The organism is Streptomyces sp. NPDC028907, assembly GCF_055564995.1.
This window is the reverse complement of the sequence record NZ_JBVHVE010000001.1, coordinates 368,202-390,271: the sequence shown is the minus strand read 5'-3', so window position 1 is coordinate 390,271 and position 22,070 is coordinate 368,202. Positions and strand designations below refer to the sequence as shown.

General features: G+C 71.2%; 13 protein-coding genes. 10 read left to right on the top strand and 3 right to left on the bottom strand.

From position 1 onward, the window contains the following. Window positions 1-149 precede the first annotated feature (149 nt). Window positions 150-1,217 (bottom strand): ADP-ribosylglycohydrolase family protein, encoded by a 1,068-nt coding sequence (locus tag ACZ4UU_RS01765; RefSeq protein WP_468035933.1) that lies wholly within the window; start codon window positions 1,215-1,217, stop codon window positions 150-152. A gap of 271 nt (window positions 1,218-1,488) precedes the next feature. Here ACZ4UU_RS01765 and ACZ4UU_RS01760 point away from each other — a divergent pair, with 271 nt between their 5' ends. The 10 genes from ACZ4UU_RS01760 (at window position 1,489) to ACZ4UU_RS01715 (ending at window position 20,208) form a co-directional block, all read left to right on the top strand. Continuing rightward, window positions 1,489-2,220: a VIT1/CCC1 transporter family protein gene (locus ACZ4UU_RS01760; protein ID WP_468035932.1), complete on the top strand. Its 732-nt coding sequence runs from the start codon at window positions 1,489-1,491 to the stop codon at window positions 2,218-2,220. 369 nt (window positions 2,221-2,589) lie between these two features. Beyond that, window positions 2,590-7,188: a glutamate synthase large subunit gene (gene gltB, locus ACZ4UU_RS01755; RefSeq protein WP_468036394.1), complete on the top strand. Its 4,599-nt coding sequence runs from the start codon at window positions 2,590-2,592 to the stop codon at window positions 7,186-7,188. Further along, window positions 7,181-8,641 carry a glutamate synthase subunit beta gene (locus tag ACZ4UU_RS01750; RefSeq protein ID WP_468035931.1) on the top strand — a complete coding sequence of 487 codons (1,461 nt, stop codon included), beginning with the start codon at window positions 7,181-7,183 and terminating at the stop codon, window positions 8,639-8,641. Before gltB ends, ACZ4UU_RS01750 begins: the two co-directional genes overlap by 8 nt. Window positions 8,642-8,802: 161 nt before the next feature. Continuing rightward, window positions 8,803-10,401: a VMAP-C domain-containing protein gene (locus ACZ4UU_RS01745; protein ID WP_468035930.1), complete on the top strand. Its 1,599-nt coding sequence runs from the start codon at window positions 8,803-8,805 to the stop codon at window positions 10,399-10,401. Further along, window positions 10,398-11,453, top strand: coding sequence for an AAA family ATPase (locus ACZ4UU_RS01740; protein WP_468035929.1), 1,056 nt, complete (start codon window positions 10,398-10,400; stop codon window positions 11,451-11,453). Before ACZ4UU_RS01745 ends, ACZ4UU_RS01740 begins: the two co-directional genes overlap by 4 nt. After that, complete coding sequence (fxsT, locus tag ACZ4UU_RS01735; protein ID WP_468035928.1) at window positions 11,453-15,967, top strand: FxSxx-COOH system tetratricopeptide repeat protein; 4,515 nt, start codon at window positions 11,453-11,455, stop codon at window positions 15,965-15,967. The genes ACZ4UU_RS01740 and fxsT overlap by 1 nt, the downstream gene beginning before the upstream one ends. A gap of 52 nt (window positions 15,968-16,019) precedes the next feature. After that, window positions 16,020-17,186: a hypothetical protein gene (locus tag ACZ4UU_RS01730; protein ID WP_468035927.1), complete on the top strand. Its 1,167-nt coding sequence runs from the start codon at window positions 16,020-16,022 to the stop codon at window positions 17,184-17,186. Further along, window positions 17,183-18,295 (top strand): effector-associated domain 2-containing protein, encoded by a 1,113-nt coding sequence (locus ACZ4UU_RS01725; protein ID WP_468035926.1) that lies wholly within the window; start codon window positions 17,183-17,185, stop codon window positions 18,293-18,295. The genes ACZ4UU_RS01730 and ACZ4UU_RS01725 overlap by 4 nt, the downstream gene beginning before the upstream one ends. Before the next feature lie 84 nt (window positions 18,296-18,379). Further along, the gene (locus ACZ4UU_RS01720) at window positions 18,380-18,580 is read left to right on the top strand and encodes an aldo/keto reductase (protein WP_468035925.1); all 201 of its coding nucleotides are present in this window, start codon (window positions 18,380-18,382) and stop codon (window positions 18,578-18,580) included. A gap of 41 nt (window positions 18,581-18,621) precedes the next feature. Then, window positions 18,622-20,208, top strand: a complete 1,587-nt coding sequence (locus ACZ4UU_RS01715; RefSeq protein WP_468035924.1) for an HEXXH motif domain-containing protein — start codon at window positions 18,622-18,624, stop codon at window positions 20,206-20,208. Here ACZ4UU_RS01715 and ACZ4UU_RS01710 read toward each other — a convergent pair. Further along, window positions 20,195-21,106, bottom strand: coding sequence for a chitosanase (locus ACZ4UU_RS01710; RefSeq protein WP_468035923.1), 912 nt, complete (start codon window positions 21,104-21,106; stop codon window positions 20,195-20,197). The genes ACZ4UU_RS01715 and ACZ4UU_RS01710 overlap by 14 nt on opposite strands. Beyond that, window positions 21,103-22,047, bottom strand: a complete 945-nt coding sequence (locus ACZ4UU_RS01705) for a rhomboid family intramembrane serine protease (protein WP_468035922.1) — start codon at window positions 22,045-22,047, stop codon at window positions 21,103-21,105. Before ACZ4UU_RS01705 ends, ACZ4UU_RS01710 begins: the two co-directional genes overlap by 4 nt. Window positions 22,048-22,070: the final 23 nt, after the last annotated feature.

Sequence of the window (22,070 nt, the reverse complement as noted above, 5' to 3'; positions counted from 1 at the left end):
GGTTGGGCTGTCGGTGGTCGTGGGTTCCGGTGGTGGTGCAAGAGTCGTGCCGTCGGTGGTCGTGGACTCGGGTGGCTGGGTCAGGAGTGTGGGCTCGGCTTCGGGGGCGGTTGTCGTTGGGGTGCCCTCGTCCCAAGGGTTCGGTGGCCTCATCGTCGGGCCGCCGTGCGGGACGTCGGGGCCTCGGCTGCCGTGAGGCCTGCCGTCACCCACTTCCTGTCCTCGCCCGGTACCAGCAGCTCCGCCACGTCCAGGACGTGGTGGCCGGCCATCGACGGCAGGCAGCTGCCCCGTGCCGTGCCGATCGCCGCCGCCCACTCCGTCGGGATCGCCGACGCGCCCTGTGTCGCCCCGGCCAGCGCGCCCGCCACCGCTGCCGTCGTGTCCGCGTCGCGCCCCATGTTCACGGCCGTGAGGACCGCCTGGACGAAGTCGCCGTCCGCCGCCGCGTACGCCCCGAAGGCCAGCGCGACCGCCTCGGGGGCCAGGTCGGTCCAGGGGTAGCCGCCGATGACGACCGCGGAGCGGACGGCGCGTTCGCCGCGGTGGGCCACCGCCACCGCCCGGCGCAGGGAGCGGGCCGTCCAGGAGTCGTCCGGGACCACCGCCAGGGCCGAGGCGACCACGGCGATCGTCGGCGCCCCCGCCATCGCCGCCGCCACGCCCGCCGCGACCGCCTGGCCGCCGTAGATGCCCTCGCCGTCGTGGCTCACCGAGCCGTCGATCGCCACCAGGCGGGCCGCCTCCGCCGGGCGGCCCGCCGCGAAGACGCCGAAGGGGGCCGCCCGCATGGCGAGGCCGTCGCTCCAGGCGTGGCGGTGCTGGGCGGAGATGGGGGCCGCGAGGCCTCGGCGGAGGTTCTCCAACGTGCCGCGTTCGCTGAAGCCGGCGCCCCGGAAGGGGCCCTCCGCCCGGTCCGCGATCCACTCGTGCCACGCCGCCTCCACATGGGCCGGGGTGAGGGCCGAGCCGTGGCGGGCGAGGAGGAGGCCGGAGAAGATCGCGTACTCGGTGTCGTCCGTACCGGAGGGATGGTCGGACACGTAACCGGTGATACGGCCCCAGCGGGCGCGGATCTCGGAGGGCTTCATGTTCTCCGCGGGGGCGCCCAGCGCGTCGCCGACCGCCAGGCCCAGCAGTGCGCCGCGCGCCCGTTCGCGGAGTTCGGCGGCGTCTCCGGGCGCCGGAACCGAGGGGATGCAGGCGATGGATGGCATGCGAGGCCTCTCCTCCGGGGGCTCCGCACAGGGCGCGGAGCCCTTTGCGGATGTGTCCCACCATCGGCGGTTGACCTGAGCCTCGAAGCCCTCAGTGTCACCCGGTCGGCATCTGTGCGGGCCTATGCACGAATGAGCGTCCTAGGGGAAAACCGCAGGTTAGCCCAGCCTTTCCTTGCTGGCGGGACGGAAATGCCCGGCGTAGATTTGGGGTTGTCGAAGAATAGAACCAGTCTAAAGACAGCCTTACCTAGCTCCCTGGGGGACCCTCATGGCCATCATCGAGACCGAGGCCGCGCTGCACGAGGCGCACCGTGACAACCACACGCACCGCGATGTGAACGGCGGCTGGCTGCGCCCCGCCGTCTTCGGGGCGATGGACGGCCTGGTCTCCAACCTCGCCCTGATGACCGGTGTCGCGGGTGGGGCGGTCGGTCAGCAGACCATCGTGCTGAGCGGGCTCGCGGGGCTCGCCGCCGGCGCCTTCTCCATGGCCGCCGGTGAGTACACCTCCGTCGCCTCGCAGCGCGAGCTCGTCGAGGCCGAGCTGGACGTCGAGCGCCGGGAGCTGAGAAAGCACCCGAAGGACGAGGAGGCCGAGCTCGCGGCGCTCTATGAGGCTCGGGGCGTCGAGCCGCGGCTCGCCAGGGCCGTCGCCGAGCAGCTCTCCCGTGATCCCGAGGTGGCCCTGGAGATACACGCCCGCGAGGAACTCGGCATCGACCCCGGTGATCTGCCGTCGCCGCTGGTCGCGGCCGTCTCGTCGTTCGGGTCCTTCGCGCTGGGTGCCCTGCTGCCCGTACTGCCCTATCTGCTCGGTGCGACCTCGCTGTGGCCTGCCGTGTTGCTCGCGCTCGTCGGGCTGTTCCTGTGCGGGGCGGTCGTGACCAAGGTGACCGCGCGGACCTGGTGGTACAGCGGGCTGCGGCAGCTCGCGCTGGGCGGTGCCGCGGCCGGTGTGACGTACGCCCTGGGCAGCTGGTTCGGAACGGCCGTAGGATAGCTCGGCTGGAACTTATGCGTTGGGCCGCATAAGTAGCCGTTACTCGCTGGTTTCGGATGCATGACCACCGGGCATGAGCCGTAAGCGCTGTGGGCAATGACGCCTGCGGCGCACTCGCGGGGTGGGCGACGACGCCCCCTCCGCCTCGGATCGACGGACATAGACCTGTCTCGTTCGGTCCCCACATACTTCAAGCCATGGGCGCGGAACCCTTGTCGCAACCCTTGGTGTCCGCATGATGGAACGGATTATCCCGCTTCCCGAGAACCGCCCCATCATGTAACCTGCACGAAATTTTGCACTCACGCAGAGGGCCAACGTCGTCCCTCGGCAATTTGCATATGCCAGATGACGACGACGGGAGAGCCGATGCGTACGCCGCGCCAGCCGTCCCAGCACTCCGCGAATGGCCAGAACTGGTCGTTCATGGATGCTCGCCCTGCTGCGCAGGGTATGTACGACCCCCGCAACGAGCACGACGCCTGTGGCGTCGGCTTCGTGGCCACCCTCACCGGCGAGGCGAGCCACACGCTGGTCGAGCAGGCGCTCACCGTTCTGCGCAATCTCGAACACCGCGGTGCCACCGGTTCCGAGCCCGACTCGGGTGACGGCGCGGGCATCCTGTCCCAGGTGCCGGACGCCTTCTTCCGCGAGGTGGCCGGGTTCGAACTGCCCGAGGCCGGTGCGTACGCCGTCGGTACCGCCTTCCTGCCGGAGGAGGGGACCCAGGACGCCGTCTCGAAGATCGAGACGATCGCGTCCGAGGAGGGCCTCACCGTCCTCGGCTGGCGCGGGGTCCCCGTCGCGCCCGAGCTGCTCGGTGCCACCGCCCGGTCGACGATGCCCGTCTTCCGCCAGGTCTTCGTCGCGGACGGTTCCTCGAAGGACATCGCCCTCGACCGCAAGGCCTTCGTGCTGCGCAAGCGCGCCGAGCGCGAGGTCGGCGTCTACTTCCCGTCGCTGTCGGCCCGCACCATCGTCTACAAGGGCATGCTGACCACCGGCCAGCTGGAGCCCTTCTTCCCGGACCTGTCCGACCGTCGCTTCGGCTCGGCCATCGCCCTGGTCCACTCGCGCTTCTCGACGAACACCTTCCCGTCGTGGCCGCTGGCGCACCCCTACCGCTTCGTCGCGCACAACGGTGAGATCAACACCGTCAAGGGCAACCGCAACTGGATGGTCGCCCGCGAGTCGCAGCTCGTCTCCGACCTGTTCGGCAGCGAGGACAAGGCCCTGGAGCGCATCTTCCCGGTGTGCACGCCGGACGCCTCCGACTCGGCGTCCTTCGACGAGGTGCTGGAGCTGCTCCACCTCGGCGGCCGCTCGCTGCCGCACTCCGTGCTGATGATGATCCCGGAGGCGTGGGAGAACCACGACTCCATGGACCCGGCCCGGCGCGCCTTCTACCAGTTCCACTCCACGATGATGGAGCCCTGGGACGGCCCGGCCTGTGTCACCTTCACCGACGGCACCCAGGTCGGCGCCGTGCTCGACCGCAACGGCCTGCGCCCCGGCCGTTACTGGGTCACCGACGACGGCCTCGTCGTCCTCGGCTCCGAGGTCGGCGTCCTCGACATCGACCCCGCCAAGGTCGTCCGCAAGGGCCGCCTGCAGCCGGGCCGGATGTTCCTCGTGGACACCGCTGAGCACCGCATCATCGAGGACGACGAGATCAAGGCCCAGCTCGCGGCGGAGAAGCCGTACGCCGAGTGGCTGGAAGCCGGCGAGATCGAGCTGTCCGACCTGCCCGAGCGTGAGCACATCGTGCACACCCACGCCTCGGTCACCCGCCGCCAGCAGACCTTCGGTTACACCGAGGAGGAGCTGCGCGTCATCCTCGCGCCGATGGCCAAGGCCGGTGCCGAGCCGATCGGTTCGATGGGCACCGACTCGCCGATCGCCGCGCTGAGCGACCGCCCGCGGCTGCTCTTCGACTACTTCACCCAGCTGTTCGCGCAGGTCACCAACCCGCCGCTGGACGCCATCCGCGAGGAGCTCGTCACCTCGCTGCACTCCTCGCTGGGCCCGCAGGGCAACCTGCTCGACCCGACGGCCGCCTCCTGCCGCTCGGTCACCCTGCCCTTCCCGGTGATCGACAACGACGAGCTGGCCAAGCTCATCCACATCAACGCCGACGGCGACATGCCCGGCTTCAAGGCCGCGACCCTGTCCGGTCTGTACCGGGTGCACGGCGGCGGTGACGCGCTGGCCGCGCGCATCGAGGAGATCTGCGCCGAGGCCGACGCCGCCATCGACAACGGCGCCCGGCTGATCGTCCTGTCGGACCGCCACTCGGACGCCGAGCACGCGCCGATCCCGTCGCTGCTGCTCACCGCGGCCGTCCACCACCACCTCATCCGCACCAAGCAGCGCACCCACGTGGGCCTGCTGGTCGAGGCCGGTGACGTCCGCGAGGTCCACCACGTCGCCCTGCTCATCGGCTACGGCGCAGCCGCCGTCAACCCGTACCTGGCGATGGAGTCCGTCGAGGACCTCGTCCGCGCGGGCACCTTCCTCTCGGACATCGAGGCCGAGCAGGCCATCCGCAACCTGATCTACGCCCTCGGCAAGGGCGTGTTGAAGGTCATGTCCAAGATGGGCATCTCGACGGTCGCCTCCTACCGCGGCGCCCAGGTCTTCGAGGCCGTCGGTCTCGACGACGCCTTCGTCGAGAAGTACTTCAACGGCACGGCCACCAAGATCGGCGGCGTCGGCATCGACGTCATCGCCAAGGAGGTCGCCGCCCGCCACGCCAAGGCGTACCCGGCCTCCGGCATCGCCCCGGCCCACCGCGCCCTCGACATAGGCGGCGAGTACCAGTGGCGTCGCGAGGGTGAGCCGCACCTGTTCGACCCGGAGACGGTCTTCCGCCTCCAGCACTCCACGCGCACCGGCCGCTACGACATCTTCAAGAAGTACACCGAGCGCGTGAACGAGCAGTCCGAGCGCCTGATGACGCTGCGCGGGCTCTTCGGCTTCAAGTCGGACCGTCCCTCGATCTCCATCGACGAGGTCGAGCCGGCCAGCGAGATCGTCAAGCGCTTCTCCACCGGCGCCATGTCGTACGGCTCCATCTCCAAGGAGGCGCACGAGACCCTCGCCATCGCCATGAACCAGCTGGGCGGCAAGTCCAACACCGGTGAGGGCGGCGAGGACCCGGAGCGTCTGTACGACCCCGCCCGGCGTTCGTCGATCAAGCAGGTCGCCTCCGGCCGCTTCGGCGTCACCTCCGAGTACCTGGTCAACGCCGACGACATCCAGATCAAGATGGCCCAGGGCGCCAAGCCCGGCGAGGGCGGCCAGCTGCCCGGCCACAAGGTCTACCCGTGGGTCGCCAAGACGCGTCACTCGACACCGGGCGTGGGCCTGATCTCCCCGCCGCCGCACCACGACATCTACTCCATCGAGGACCTGGCCCAGCTGATCCACGACCTGAAGAACGCGAACCCGCAGGCGCGGATTCACGTGAAGCTGGTCTCCGAGGTCGGCGTCGGCACGGTCGCGGCGGGTGTGTCGAAGGCGCACGCGGACGTGGTGCTCATCTCCGGCCACGACGGCGGCACGGGTGCCTCGCCGCTGACGTCGCTGAAGCACGCCGGCGGCCCCTGGGAGCTGGGCCTCGCGGAGACGCAGCAGACCCTTCTCCTCAACGGCCTGCGCGACCGCATCGTCGTGCAGACCGACGGCCAGCTGAAGACCGGCCGTGACGTCGTCATCGCCGCGCTGCTCGGCGCCGAGGAGTTCGGTTTCGCGACCGCGCCGCTCGTCGTCTCCGGCTGCGTCATGATGCGCGTCTGCCACCTGGACACCTGCCCGGTCGGCATCGCCACCCAGAACCCGACGCTGCGCGACCGGTTCTCCGGCAAGGCCGAGTACGTCGTCAACTTCTTCCAGTACATCGCCGAAGAGGTCCGCGAGATCCTCGCCGAGCTCGGCTTCCGCACCATCGAGGAGGCCGTCGGCCACGCCGAGACGCTGGACGTCACGCGTGCCGTCGACCACTGGAAGGCGCAGGGCCTGGACCTGGAGCCGCTGTTCCACGTGCCCGAGCTGCCCGAGGGCGCGGTGCGCCACCAGCTCATCGAGCAGGACCACGGCCTGGAGAAGGCGCTCGACAACGAGCTCATCAAGCTCGCCGCCGACGCGCTGGCCGCGGACTCCGCGACCGACGCCCAGCCGGTGCGCGCCCAGGTCAAGGTCCGCAACATCAACCGCACGGTCGGCACCATGCTCGGCCACGAGGTGACGAAGAAGTTCGGCGGCGCGGGCCTGCCCGACGACACCATCGACATCACCTTCACCGGCTCGGCGGGCCAGTCCTTCGGTGCCTTCCTGCCGCGCGGTGTCACGCTGCGCCTGGAGGGCGACGCCAACGACTACGTCGGCAAGGGCCTCTCCGGCGGCCGTGTCGTCGTCCGCCCGGACCGGGGCGCCGACCACCTCGCCGAGTACTCGACGATCGCGGGCAACACCATCGCGTACGGCGCGACCGGCGGCGAGCTGTTCCTGCGCGGTCGTACGGGCGAGCGGTTCTGTGTCCGCAACTCCGGTGCGACGGTCGTCTCCGAGGGCGTGGGCGACCACGGCTGCGAGTACATGACCGGTGGCCACGCGGTGGTCCTGGGCGAGACGGGACGAAACTTCGCGGCCGGCATGTCCGGCGGTATCGCGTACGTCATCGACCTCGACCGGGACAACGTCAACGTCGGCAACGTCGGCGCCGTCGAGGCCCTCGACGACACCGACAAGCAGTGGCTGCACGACGTGGTCCGCCGCCACCAGGAGGAGACCGGGTCCACGGTCGCCGAGAAGCTCCTCGCCGAGTGGGACACCGCCGTCGAGCGCTTCAGCAAGATCATCCCCAGCACGTACAAGGCAGTGCTCGCCGCCAAGGACGCCGCCGAGCGAGCCGGTCTGTCCGAGACCGAGATCACCGAGAAGATGATGGAGGCGGCGATCAATGGCTGACCCGAAGGGCTTCCTGAACCACGGCCGTGAGGTCGCCAAGTCCCGCCCGGTCGACGTGCGTCTGAAGGACTGGAACGAGGTCTACGTCCCCGGCTCCCTGCTGCCGATCATCAGCAAGCAGGCCAGCCGTTGCATGGACTGCGGCATCCCGTTCTGCCACAACGGCTGCCCGCTCGGGAACCTCATCCCCGAGTGGAACGACTACGCCTACCGCGAGGACTGGGCGGCGGCGTCGGAGCGCCTGCACGCGACGAACAACTTCCCGGAGTTCACGGGCCGGCTGTGCCCCGCTCCCTGTGAGTCGGCCTGCGTGCTCGGCATCAACCAGCCGGCCGTGACCATCAAGAACGTCGAGGTCTCGATCATCGACAAGGCGTGGGACGCGGGCACCGTCGCTCCGCAGGCCCCGGAGCGCCTGTCCGGCAAGACCGTCGCGGTCATCGGCTCGGGCCCGGCGGGCCTGGCGGCCGCCCAGCAGCTGACGCGCGCCGGTCACACGGTGGCGGTGTACGAGCGCGCGGACCGCATCGGCGGCCTGCTGCGCTACGGCATCCCCGAGTTCAAGATGGAGAAGCGGCACATCAACCGCCGTATCGAGCAGATGCGCGCGGAGGGCACCCGCTTCCGTACCGGCATCGAGATCGGCCGCGACCTCAAGGCGACCGACCTGAAGAAGCGGTACGACGCGGTCGTCATCGCCGCCGGTGCCACGACCGCCCGCGACCTCCCGGTCCCCGGCCGTGAGCTCAAGGGCGTCTACCAGGCGATGGAGTACCTGCCGCTGGCCAACAAGGTCCAGGAGGGCGACTACGTCACCTCGCCCGTCTCGGCCGAGGGCAAGCACGTCGTCGTCATCGGCGGTGGCGACACCGGCGCCGACTGCGTGGGCACCGCCCACCGCCAGGGCGCGGCGTCCGTCACCCAGCTGGAGATCATGCCCCGTCCGGGCGAGGACCGGGCGCCGCACCAGCCGTGGCCGACCTTCCCGATGCTGTACAAGGTCACCTCCGCGCACGAGGAGGGCGGCGAGCGGGTCTACTCCGTCTCCACCACCCACTTCGAGGGCGACGAGGACGGCAACGTCCAGTGGCTGCACCTCACCGAGGTCGAGTTCATCGATGGCAAGCTGACCCCGAAGCCGGGCACGGAGCGCAAGATCCCCGCCCAGCTGGTGACGCTGGCCATGGGCTTCACGGGCACCGACCGCGAGAACGGCCTGGTCGACCAGTTCGGCCTGGAGCTCGACGAGCGCGGTAACATCGCCCGCGACGCCGACTTCCAGACCAACATCCCCGGTGTCTTCGTCGCCGGTGACGCCGGCCGCGGCCAGTCCCTCATCGTCTGGGCCATCGCGGAGGGCCGCTCGGCCGCCCGCGGCTGCGACCGCTTCCTGACCGGTGCCAGCGAACTGCCGGCGCCGATCAAGCCGACGGACCGCTCGCTGATGGTCTGACGGCCGTACGAGAGGTGACCTGCGGGTCACTCCACAAATGTCCCGTACAACGGCGTACGGAACTGAACGCGACGCTCGCCCTACTGTCCCCGACCGGACGCCGGGCGGGCGTCGCGGCGCTTTCCGTCAGGTTCCCCCGGGGTAGACATCCCTGACGACCGATGGAACAACGGGAAGTGGGCGTGTTACTTTCGCGTCTCGGTCGCGCGTATCAACGACTGGCGGGGGATGAGTCGGTGGCGACGGGGGTGAGGCCGGTACGAGCGGACGGCGGGTCGGCCGATTTCCGGCGCGGGCCGCTTGTCGAGGCGCTCTGCGGCCTGTCCTGCATGCGCGACCCACGCAGCCGCGCCGCCTTCGCCGAAGCCCTGGACGAGGACTACGGCATAGCGGCCACGCTGACGGGTGATGCCCGCATCGACATCGCGCGTATGGTGCGCGCGGCCCTGCGCGTGTCCCAGGGAGTCCACGCGCTCGTGGAGACGACGGAACTCTTCGCGGGTGCCGAGGTCGCCGCACAGATCGGATGCCTGCTCGACCCCGTCCGGCAGGACACCGACACGGGACCCGACCTTCGTATGGACGCACCGCTCGGCTGGGAGGAACAGGCAGCAGCACGCCGGCTGCTGTCCATGCCCCCTCTCTTACCCGTGCGGCGACTGCGGGACGGGCTCATTCGTGAACTGGCCGTCCCGCTGAGCCCCGACCTCGACATCGGACAGCTCTTCAGCCGCGCCCTCACGCTCAACAACCAGCCCGACGGACTGCCCCCGTCCGTGCTCCTGCTCGACCTCGCGGCGGACCTGACCCCGCCCGGCGAACCCGCCGACCGCTTGCGGGAGTTGGCCGCGACCGTCGCCGGGCGGCTCGAACTCGGCCAGGCGCTCGAACGCCGCCGGGCCGCCCGCGCCCGGCCGGCCGGCGGAGCCGAAGCCCCCCGCTGCCTCCTCGTCATGGTCGACCCGGCCCGGGACGGCACCGCGGACATCGAGGTGCAGTACTGGGTCAACCCCGTACCCGGACGCTGGAACCCCCGCCAGGGCCGCTCGCGCACCACGACCCCCGACGGCCTCGCAGAAGCCGTGACGAGCGCCGTCAGGGCCGGGGCGCGGCTGTGGGCCGAGGCCCACGATGCGGATGCGGGGCCCGAACTCCCGCCGCCCTACATCGAGTTCGCCCTGCCCTATGAGTGGCTCGTCCGCGATGTCACCGCCCTGCCGCTGGAGACGGGGGACGGAGCGAGCCTGCCGATCAGCCCGAGGTTCCCGGTGCATCTGCGCTGCCTGGAGCGGATGCGCGGCGGCGACCCGATCCAGCTCGCCCTCTGGCGGTCGCGGTGGCGAGCCCTGCACGCAGGGGGCGCACAGGTGCATCACTGGCGCGAGAACGACATGGAGCGCCTGTCCGACTGGCAGACCGAGTTGGCGCTGCACGGCGAGCGCACCGTCGTGCTTCTCGATGCCCCCGAGGGCGGCGCACCGCTCGCGGCCTTGCGTTCCGCGCTCGCGGAGGGAGTGGGCGTCGCCGTGTGGGATCGCCGGGGCGTTTTCTCCCACGAAAGCAGGGAACAGCTTCAAGCGGTGTTCTCTGCCGCGCCCACTCCGTCCCACATACCCCAGACCATCAGGCAACTGCGGGTGCGTGCCGCGCTCAACAAGTCCCCGGACATCGGGGAGCACATCGTTCTGTTCTGGGATGACCCGTACCGGCTGGTGGGGGCGTACTTCGACCCGCCCGAGCACGAGGAGCTCGCGGAATGAACGCCCGTGACAACCATGTGACAGCATCCGCCTGGCGCATCTTCAACGCCACGGGTGAACCTCCCAAGGAGGCCGAGGGGGCGCCGAAGCTGCCGCCGGCCCCGCCGTGGCGCGCCTTCGGCGGCGAACCGCTGCAGCATCCCGCGCCCTCGGACCGTGCGGGCGAGGTGCGCCGACTCGGCGCCGTGCAGTCCGTCGGCCAACTCGACGACGAGAGCGTCGACCTGGTGAACGCGGCCCTGATCCTGCGCCGTCCGCTCCTGGTCACCGGATCGCCGGGCGTGGGCAAGTCGACTCTCGCCTACTTGATCGCCCGCGAACTCGGTCTCGGCCGCGTCCTGCAATGGAGCATCGTCAGCCGAACGGTTCTCAAGGACGGTCTGTACGCCTATGACGCCATCGGCCGCGCCCAGGCCATCGCCTCCTGGCGAGGCGCCGGCACCGACCCGGCCGCGGGAGACGCCCAGCCGCCCCGACAGCCGCCGCTGGGGGACTTCGTGACCCTGGGACCGCTCGGCACCGCCCTGCTCGCCTATGAGCGTCCACGCATTCTGCTCGTCGACGAGCTCGACAAGAGTGACATCGACCTGCCCAACGATCTTCTGCATGCGCTGGAGAACGGCGCGTACGACATACCCGAACTGGTACGCAGTGATCGTCCCGAGGTCGAGGTGTACACCGACGACCCCGAGGGGCGGGCCGTGATCCGTGGCGGTCGGGTCGAGTGCCGGGAGTTTCCCGTCGTCGTGATCACGAGCAACGGAGAGCGGGAGTTCCCCGCGGCCTTCCGCAGGCGCTGTCTCCCGCTGCACCTGCGCCCGCCGAGCCGTGCCCAGCTGCTCGCCATGCTCGAAGCGCATCTCCAGGCCACGACCGAGGGCGCGGAGCGGATCGTCGACCAGTTTCTGCAGCGCATCGAAGGGGGCGGCACCCACTCCATCGATCAGCTTCTCAATGCCGTCAGGCTCTCCGCTTCCCACGCATTCCCGACCGGTGCGGACGGGGATAAGCTCGTGGAGACCCTGTTGCGCGACCTTGCGAAGGGCCGCTGATGGACGGCTTTGCCCGGGAACGCGCACCTGCCCCAGACGACAGCACCACAACACCGGGAACCGCACACGAGCATGCGGGCTTCGGCGCGGCTTTCGCGGAGCATGGAGACGGTGAGGCCGCGCTGCCGCGGCGGGACACCGAGGAGGTGCTGCGCTGGCAGGACCTGGCCGATGCCGGCTGGCTCACCGACACCTGGATCAGGCTCGGCCGCACGGCGGCACCGGGCCCGCCCGCCGAGAGTCTTCCGGGACACCCCGCGGGGCCGCTGCCGGCACCGGATCCACCCCTCGCGCCCGCGCCCGACCAGCCTGCCAGGCAGTCCTTATCGGCAAGCGAGCCGGCCCCGTTCAAGGACCTGGGGCCGTCCTTCGGCCGCGGTGCTCCTGTCGTATCTCCCGAACTGCTCGAGTCCTTCGAGCCGCCGGAGCCCGACGAACCGGCCGGCCCCGCCGAGGAGCGGCCGCCCCGCCAGGAGCGCTTACGTGGGCTCGCCGCCGCACTGGCTCGCGCGTTGCACCGGCTCGACGCCACGGTGCCCTCGCGCAGCGGGGTCGAACTCGACGAGCAGGCCACCGCGGAACAGGGGCTCGCGGACGGGCTGTGGCTGCCCATGTTCGTCCCCACCCCGGTCACGGCGCTCGACCTCGTGCTGCTGGCCGACAGCTGCGTCACGCTGACCATCTGGGAGCCCGAGGTGGCCGCGCTCGCCGCAGCCGCCCGTCACAGCGGGGCCTTCCGGGACGTACGTACGGCACGTCTGTCTCTCTCGTCCGAGGGCGGTACGTCGGTGCGCTGGGACTCGGGAGCCACCGCCGCCCCCGGGGAACTCGTCGACGGCCGGGGCGAGCGTGTGTTCCTGCTGGTCACCGACGGACTTGCGCACGGCTGGGCAGCGCCTGCCGCGGACCGACTGCTCAGCAGGCTCGCCCAGGCCGGGCCCACCGCCGTCGTCCATCTACTGCCGCCGCACCTGCGGCACCGCTCGTCCCTCTACCCGCATCCGGCCCTCCTGGAGGCGGGCGGCCGCAACGCCCCCAACACGGCGCTCGCACACCGGCCCCGGCAGGAGGATCCGAACCCGCTGCGACCCTTCCCAGCCGCGGACGACGGCATCGTCCCGGTACCGGTTCTCTCCCTCAAGGAGGGTTCCTTCCAGGCCTGGGCCGACATCGTGCGCGGCGGGCACGGGGTGCGTCGGGTCCTGCCGATCGTGCCGGCGGGCGCACTCGCCAAGGGCACGCCTGCCCGCGGTGTACGGCCGCCGCACACCGACTCCCGGTATGCGACCAGCGCCACCGTGCACAGGTTCCTGGAGGCCGCCGGACCGGTTGCCCGCCGTCTGGCCACACATCTCGCCGCCGCCCCCTTCGACCTGACCCTGATCGGCCAGCTGTGCGCCCGGATGCTGCCCGAGGCGGAACCGGCAGACATCGCCGAGGTGCTGACGGGCGGCCTCATCGACTGGGGGGCCTGCCCCGACGCACCTGCCCCGTCGCGGCACGAGGGCCCGTCGGCGGACGAGGGCCTCGCGGACTTCGCGCCCGGGGTCCGTGAGGCACTGCTCGCCACCAGTACCCGGTCTCAACTCGCACGTGTCGTCACGGTCCTCGGTGAACTGCCGGCGGCCGGTACCGAGGGGGCCGCGCTGCTCGCCGCCCTTCTCGATCCGCTCGAAGCGGAGCTGCCGGACCCCACGGCTGTCCGTCGGGTCCGGCTCGAACGGGCCGTCCTCAACGCGCTCTCGGGGCGACATGCCCTGCGTGCCCGGCTGATGGACACCGTAATCAACGCAAATGCCCACATTCAGGTGAATCCTGATGTTAAGGATCTCAGCGATGTGGGCAGTCACTCGGCGCGACAGGCGAACGAATTTCAAGGAGGCGGAGTGCCGACTCATCCGACCACGTCACCGATGAAACAGACTCCGCCGCAGCTCCCGGAAGACCTGGCACCCACCGTGGACGGAGAGCGGCCGGCCTCCGTCCGCGCCCCCGAACCGCCTCCTGCGCGGCCACCCTCCGGCGCGGCCCGCGCCCCCGCCATCATGGGCAACGTGCCGCCGCGGAACCGGTACTTCACGGGACGCGAGCAACTGCTCACCGATGTGGAGAGGCAACTGCGCGACGACAGCACGGCCGCGGTGCTCCCGCACGCCCTGCACGGCATGGGCGGCGTCGGAAAGTCGCAGATCGCGATCGAGTACGTCTACGCGCACCGCGGCGACTACAACGTCATCTGGTGGATCCCCGCAGAGAGCGAGAGCCTCATTCTCGGCGCGCTCGCCGAACTGGCGTCCCGGCTCGGCCTCGCCACCAGCCAGGAGGCGAACATGGCGGTGCCCGCCGTCCGCGAGGCGCTTCGAACAGGCGTTCCTTACGATAACTGGCTGCTCGTCTTCGACAACGCGGAGGCCGTCGACTCCGTGCGCTCCTATTTCCCCACCGACGGCCCCGGCAAGATCATCGTCACCTCGCGCAACCGCGACTGGGAGCGGGTGGCCACACCACTGTCCGTCGACGTCTTCAAACGGGACGAGTCGGTCAAGCTGCTCCAGCGCCGCGCCCGCGATCTGAGCCCCCAGGACGCCGAACGGCTCGCGGAGGCGCTGGGCGACCTGCCGCTCGCGGTGGAGCAGGCGGGCACCTGGCATGCCAACACCGGCATGGCCATCGACGAATACCTGCAACTGCTCGACGCCCGCCAGCCCGAGATCCTGGAGCTGGACCCCTCACCCGACTACCCGGTGTCGGTGGCGGCGGCCTGGGACATCTCCCTCGACCACCTCACCCGGGAACACCCGGGGGCACGGCGGCTGCTCGACGTGTGCGCCTGCATGGCCCCCGAACCCGTACCGCTGAGCGTGCTGCGCCTGGGCCGCGGCGGCGGCACCGAGGGCGCCCTGCGGCCCGTCCTGGCGGACAGCATCGGCCTCAGCCGCGCGACCCGGGTCCTGAACCAGTTCTCGCTGGTACGGCTCAACCACAGCTCCGGCACTCTCCAGATGCACCGCCTGCTCCAGACCGTGCTGCTCGCCAAACTCGACCCGGACAGCCGGGCCGCCATGCGCGAGGTCGCCCATCTGCTGCTCTCCAGCAACCGGCCCGGACACTACGCCCAGTCCACCCAGTGGCCCGACTACCAGCGACTGCTGCCGCACATCAAGGCGTCCGAGGCGCATCGCAGCACCGACACGTACGTGAGGGAACTGGTCTACGACACCGTGCTCTACCTCTACTACTGGGGTGACCACGACGCCGCGATCGAACTGGCCAGGGACGCCTGGACGGCCTGGCTGCACGACAGCGGCGAGGAGAACCTGCACGTCATCCGCATCGCCAAGATCCTCGGCTTCCTGCTGCGTCGAGCCGGCGTCGTGGGGGAGTCCTACACCCTCAACAAGGAAGCCCTGGACGTCTCACGGCGCGTCGGTGTGCCCGACGAGGACCTCATCGACTCCATGTGGCAGATGTCGGGCGCCCTGTGCTACGCGGGCCGCTTCACCGAGGCCCGGGACCAGGCACGGGAAGCGGTCGAACTGGCCCGTGACCGGTTCGGCCCCGACGATCTCAACACCCTCCTCGCCGCGCACAGTTACGGCGTGGCACTGCGTCTGTGCGGCGATTTCGAAACGGCGAGGGAACTGGACACCGAGACCCACCGGCAGTGGGAACTCCTCAACGGCCCCACCGATGTCCTCACCCTCAACACGCTCAACGGGCTCGGCTGGGACATCCTCGAGGGCGGCGACTACCACGGTGGCCGGGAGCAGCAGGAGGAGACGTACGACACCTACCGGGCGACGTACGGGGAAGAGGCGCCGGAGACCCTCACCGCGGCCCGCATGCTCTCGCTCGCCCGGCGCCGGGACGGGGACCTGGAAGGAGCGGCGAGCCTGAGCGAGGAGACGCTGCGCCTGTACAGCGTCCGCTACGGCTCGAACTACACCGACACGCTGGCCACCGCCCTTCAGGTGACCGTCGACCGGCGGCTGCTGCGCGACCTGGAGGGCTCGCGGTCACTGGGTGAGCAGGTCCTCGACCAGTTCCGGGACCGGCTGGGACCCGACCACGCCTACACCCTGATGGCCATGGCCAATCTGGCCGCCACGCACCGGGCCCGGAGCGACCTCGACACGGCGGAGCGACTGGCGGACGAGGCCACCGAGCGGCTGGAGGCCACCCTGGGGGCACGCCATGTGGTGACCCTCATGGTCATGCTGGGGCGGGCCAACAACCGTTACGCGGGCCTGGACTTCGGACAGGCACGCGAGATCGACGAAACAGCGCTCGAAGGGCTGACCGAGATCGCCGGGGAAGCCCACCCCGTGACGCTGGCCTGCATGGCCAACCTGGCTCTGGACCTGAGGGGCCTTGGTTCCACGACCCGTGCCGACGAACTGCGCAGGCGGGCGGTGGACGGGCTGTCGCGTGTGGTCCGTGACGGTCATCCGTGGCTGATGGCGGCCAGGTTCGGCCACCGTGTCGAAGCGGATCCCGCCCCCATGCCGCTGTAGCGGTGGTTCCTCGACTCGGGGGCAGGGGAACGGCAGCGAGCAGGGGGCACACATGTCCACAGTGGTCTTCATCCATGGCACGGGCGTCCGTGAGCCCGCGTTCGGCGAACTGTACGGTCGTTTCAGCACCGGCCTGAAGGCGCTGCGGCCCTCGCTTCATGTGGTCCCGTACTACTGGGGCGAGGCCCACGGAGCCACCCTTGCCGCCCAGGGTGCCTGCTTACCGCCCTCGTCGCCGGGAACCGCGCGCACCCTGGCGGCGCAGGACCCGGACGACGAGGCCTGGGGCGTCCTCTACGCCGACCCGCACACCGAACTCGCCCTCGCCGCGGCGGCCGGACCCGCAACGGGGGAACTCGCACCCGGGTCCGTGCCGCCCGGCCACCGAATACGCCACCTCCTGGACACCCTAGGCGAACGGCTGGACCCCGACGCCGGGGAACCCTGTCTGGACGGTCCCGCCCTCGCGCGGCAAGCCGCACTCCTGGCGTCGCAGCCTCTCCTGGGCCCCGCGAGTCTCGCCCTCGACCCGGCCGCGCTCGCGGAGGTGGTCGCTCGCGCCCTCGTCGCCGCCGCCGTCCGCGACGCCCTCGCCGCGGACGACCCGCTCATCCCCACCGGGGAACAACGCGACCGGGCCGTCGACACTCTCGGCGCGGCCCTCGGCGCGCCGGCCGCCGGCTCCGATCGCGGGCCCCGCAGGTGGCTGCTGCACCGGATGTCGAACGCCGTGGTGCGGCGCGTGGAACGCGGGCGCCGGCCCCTCACGGAAGCCGCCCATCCCACGGCGGGTGACATCCTGCGCTACCTGGCCCGCGGCGAACCCTTCCGCGCCGGACTCGCCGCGCTCGCCCTCACGACTCAGCCCCCGGTGACCTTCGTGGGGCACAGTCTCGGCGGCATCATCGCCCTGGAAACCCTCATCAGCAGACCGCTGCCCATGGTGCGCCTCGTCGTCACGGCAGGCTCCCAGGCGCCCTTCCTCTACGAGACCGGAGCGCTGCCCACCCTGGCGCATCCCGCGCCGCTGCCCGCCCATGTGCCGCCCTGGCTCAATTTCTACGACCCGCGCGACCTCCTCGCCCATGTCGGAGCGGAACTGTTCCCCGGGCGGGTCGACGACCATCAGGTCCTGTCCCGTCAGCCCTTCCCCGCGGCACACAGCGCGTACTGGACCAACCCGGCCGTCTACCGCCGCCTGGAAGCCGACATCCCATGAAGGCCCCACCCGCCGACCCCTCCCGGGTGCACGCGCTCATCGTGGGCATCGACTCCTACGCCGCCGGTGGCACATGGGATCTGCCGGGACCGGCCCACGACGCGGTGCGGCTCTACCATCTGCTGCACGGCGCCGGGGTCCCCGCCGCCAACCTGCGCCTTCACCTGGCCCCCCTGCCCGGCGAGACACCGCCCGTGCCGTACCGTCCGGCGGACCACGGAACGCTGCGGGCGACGCTCGTCGACGAACTGCCCGCCGTCACCGATGGCCAGGACCTCTGGGTGTGGTGGGGTGGACACGGCGTGCTCGACCGCGACGACCATGTACGGCTGTTCACGATGGACGCCACCGTGCGGGACAAGCGCAACCTCGACCTCGACGCGGCGATGAAGCATTACCGCACCGACGCGGTCCCGGGCTTCCACCGGCAACTGTGGGCGATCGACGCCTGCGAGACCTTCGAGGAGGAGCTCGCGTTCGCGCGCCGACTGCCCACCGACGCCTTCCCGGACGGCCGCCGCCTCCTCGCGCACCAGCAGGCCGAACTGCGTGCGGCAGGCCCCGGACGGCTCGCCGCCAACGACCCCACCCGCCGCACCGGTGTCTTCTCCGACCTGCTCCTCACTCTGCTCGGGCGGCGAGCCGGCGACCTCCCGGGGCTCCCGGACGTGGAGGAGTTCTGCGCCGCCGCGCGTGCGGAGGTCCGGGCCGTCGCGGGGGAGCACCCGCTGTCGTACGTCCGGATCCGTGGCGCCGGGCGCGAGGACATGGCGGCACCGCGTGCGACGGTGGCCGGAAAGGGTCTGCTGCGCAGAGCGGTCGACGCGCTCGTCGACTGCCCGTCCTTCCGGGATCCCGTCCAGCGCAGGGCACTCATCGACGCCCTGCCGGACCGGGTCGCCGAGCGGCTCCGGTACGGCGACAACGCCCGGATCGACGCGATGAACCTGCTCAACGGCCTCGACGAGGACACGGCCGCCGAGCTTCACGAGATCGTGACGGGGGCCGACGACGACCCCGCGAGAACCGCCGAACTCAAGGCCGCGCTCACGGAGTTCATCCACGACAGAGACAGCAAGAAGCGACGCCGGGCGCTGCCTCCGGCGTGATCGCGCGGTTCCCCGACCCCCGCCGCTTCGCCATGATGGAAGGGATGCGGGGCATCGCGTGCCACCGTCCTGAAGGGGGACGCCTTGGACCAGTCCGTACGCTCCGAGCCGACATCGCGAGAATCCGCCGAAGAATGGGAATCCGACCTCGTGGACCTGACCGGCGTGCCGCTCGCTCCGTCGCACGGCCTGTGCCTGCCGGCTCCTCCCGAGCGGCTGCTCATCGAGGTCCGGCGCCCGCGGAGCACCAGCACGGGCGGGAACAACCCGGGCCGGGCGGAGTAGGGCCGGCGGTGAACGGCCAGGGAACCTATCAGCCTTTGAAGTTGGCCGACCGCCACCTCGCCGAACTGGCCACCGGGGGCGGATCCGACGAGGCCCTCGACCAGCTGGAACGCGGTGAGCGGACCCGGCGGCTCCTGCTGCTGGGCGCGTTGCACGACCGTACCGACGCGCCCGTGGCTCCGCTCGGCTCGCCCGACGTGGCGTGGCAGGCCCTGCGCACCGCGTACCGGCGGGACGCCGGGCAGGTCGAGCGACTGCTCCTCAGCCCGTCCGTGGGCAGTTGGGTCGGGCACCTCCTGCGCCGGCTGCACGGCACCGCGGAGGGTCCGGAGCTGTGGACGGAGTGGGGTCATCTGCACCGCCTCGCGGTGAGCGCCGCCCTCCTCGCCAGCACCGACGTACACCTGCCCGTGCCCGTGACGGACGGCCGACTGCCGCTCCCGGGCCTGGGACTGCTGCGCCTTCCCGGGCGGTGGACGGGACACCGGGCGGCCCTGGCCACGGTGCACGCCGGCGAACTGACCGTCAGCAGCGGTCAGTACCAGGTCAGCCTTGACCCCGCCCACGGACCCGAGAGCGCGGTGTGGCTGCCACTGCGCAGCGTCGCCCCGGGCGTCCTCCTGGAAGATCTGGACCCCTACCGGGACCTCGACGGCCCGGTCGCCCCCGCCCGCCTCGACGCAGCCGAATTCGCGGCCTGGCGGCGGGTGTTCGCGGACGCGGGCGAGGTGCTCGGGGCTCGCACCGAACCCGGCCCCGGCCGGCTCGACCCCGGCCGCATCCGCTCCGTCATTCCCTGGGGCAGGGTCGGTGTACTGCCACCACCCGAGCCCACCGTCCGCCGCTCCGCGACCACCGGGGACGCCTACGGCGCGATGGTGATCACTCGTCCGGCCGGTGGGGTCATGCTGGCCGAGACCCTGGTCCACGAGTTCCAGCACAGCAAACTCGCCGCACTGCTCCACCTGTTCCCGCTGCTCGACGACGACCGCGCCGAGCGCTACTACGCCCCCTGGCGCGCCGACCCCCGCCATCTCACCGGCCTCCTGCACGGCGCGTACGCCTTCATCGGTGTCACCGGATTCTGGCGCGACCGCATGTCCGACGGCAGCGTCGCCCCGGGGACGGCCGCCTACTACTTCGCGCTGCGCAGGCTCCAGACCAGGCTCGTGGTGCGCACCCTCGCCACCAGCGACCGGCTCACCGCGCCGGGCCGCCGCCTGGTCGCGGGCCTCGCCGACACGCTCGACGGCTGGCTGCGTGAACCCGTGCCGGACGACGCACTGCGTCGCGCCCGCACGGCCGCCCACCTGCATCGGACGGAGTGGCGGCTGCGCAATCTGCGCCCTCCGCGATCCTCGCCCCGTCCGACCACCGCGTTCTGGCCCGACATCCGTACCCACGCCTTCGCCGTCCGCCCCGGCGTTCCGCGCACCGCCGACGAGTTCCTGGCGGCGGACGACCCGGAGGCCGCCACCAACCGTTACGCCCGGCTCGATCCGGTGGACCCACACGTCCGGGCGGGGCGTCTCGTCGCATACGCCACGCTTCACCCGGGCCGCACGGGTCGCCGGATACTGGCCCGCCCCGAGTCTGTCCGCCTGCCCGGATCCGCTACTCCACGGTGAACGTCTGCCCGTAGACCCGCCACGTCAGAGGAGTCGTCAAAGAGAGGTTTCCCTCCTCCAGGAACCGCCGCTGAGCCGTGTCGACCCGGCTGGTGTCGGCACCCGGTCGCCGCTCGCGCATGGCAGCCCGCCGGACGTCGAGGAAGGCGTCCAGGTACGCCTTCTCGGAGCCGCCCCGGGAGGGGGACTCGGCCCTGCGCAGAGCGCGTTCACGCAGGACGTAGAAGCCGTCCTCGTCGATGCCGGGGCCGTGGAAGACCATCGCGTCGTAGTACACGAACTGGCCGAGCGTGCCGAGGCCGTCGAGCTTGGCGAGGCGGACCGCCGGGTCGAAGTAGGCGCGGTCGCGCTCGGCGTCCTGGGCCGCGCGGAAGGCCTTCACCTCGGCCTCCGCCTTCCATGCGGCCCGGAAACCGGGGTCCAGGCCCTCGTGGGAGTCGGTGCCGTCGACCGCGCGCAGGGCGGGCAGATAGCGGGCGAGCCCGTTGTCCGGGTGGGCCTCGGTGTAGTTCTCGACCAGGGTGAGCAGGTCGTGGGTGCCGGTGCAGAAGCCGATCGTGCCGGCCGTGTAGCCCTGCCCGTCGCCGAGGTCCTCGATGTCGCCGTAGGTGCGGCGCCAGTCCAGCGTCGAGCTCTCGGCGGTGGCGACCAGCTGCTGGGCCAGCTCCTTCTTCGCCGGCGCCGCCAGCCCCGGCGGCAGGCTCGCGATCAGCTCGTCGTCCGCCGCCCGCTCCTGCTCGGCCCGGCTCTTGGCCTCCCGCCGGGACCCCTCCTGGGCGGTGACGACCGCGGACTCAGCGCCCGTGCCGTCGCCGGACTCCGCCGGGACGAGAAAGTAGACGGCCGCGCCGACGGCGACGGGAACGGCCGCGAAGAGCAGCACACCGATACGTCTCACTGGGCCACCCCTCCACCCGTCAGCTCCGACACCTTCGCCACCGCGACCACCACCAGCAGGACCAGCACGCTCACACAGGCGGCCGTCTGGATCAGGGCCCGGCGCGCGGTGCGTGGAGTGTAGGCGTAGGCGAGGGTCACCGCGGCTCCCGTGAGGAGACCGCCGAGGTGGCCCTGCCAGGAGGTGAGGCCCGCGGAGAGCAGGAGCCACAGGAGGAGGAAGGCCATGAAGCGGTTGACGCCGCGCATGTCCGCGCCGACACGGCGGGCCAGCACGTAGTACCCGGCGCCGAGGCCGAAGATCGCCCCGGACGCGCCGACCGACTCCGTGTTCACGTCGGTCAGCAGCAGCTCGAACACCGAACCGCCCAGCGTCGCCAGCAGGTAGAGCGCGAGGTAGCGGACCCGGCCCAGCATGGGCTCGACGATCCGGCCGAGCTGCCACAGCGAGAGCATGTTCATCACGATGTGCAGCAGCCCGAAGGTGCCCTCGGTCGGCGGCAGGTGGAGGAAACCGCTGGTCAGCAGCCGCTCCCACTGGCCGGCGACCAGGCCCTCGGCGTGGAATCCGGATGGGTACCCGGGCTCGTAGACGTAGTAGAGGCCGTCCGGGCCGACCAGCCGGGCGCTGAGCATCGCGAAGCGGTCCACGATCTCCGGGCGCACCACCTCGGCCAGATAGGCCAGGACGTTGAGGCCGATGAGCACGGAGGTCACGAGCGGCGTCGCGGCGATCCGGCCGCCGACGACCGTCCGGGCCTGCCGCACCGACCGCGCGCCCTCCTTCACGCACTCCACGCACTGATGGCCGACGGACGCCTCACGCATGCAGTCCGGGCAGATGTACCGGTCGCAGCGGACGCAGCGGACGTGGGACTCCACCTTGGGATGGCGATAGCAGGTGGTGGCGGACTCGGTGGAAGGGGTGGACTCGGGCTCCACAGCCGGCTCCTCGAAGGGGACGG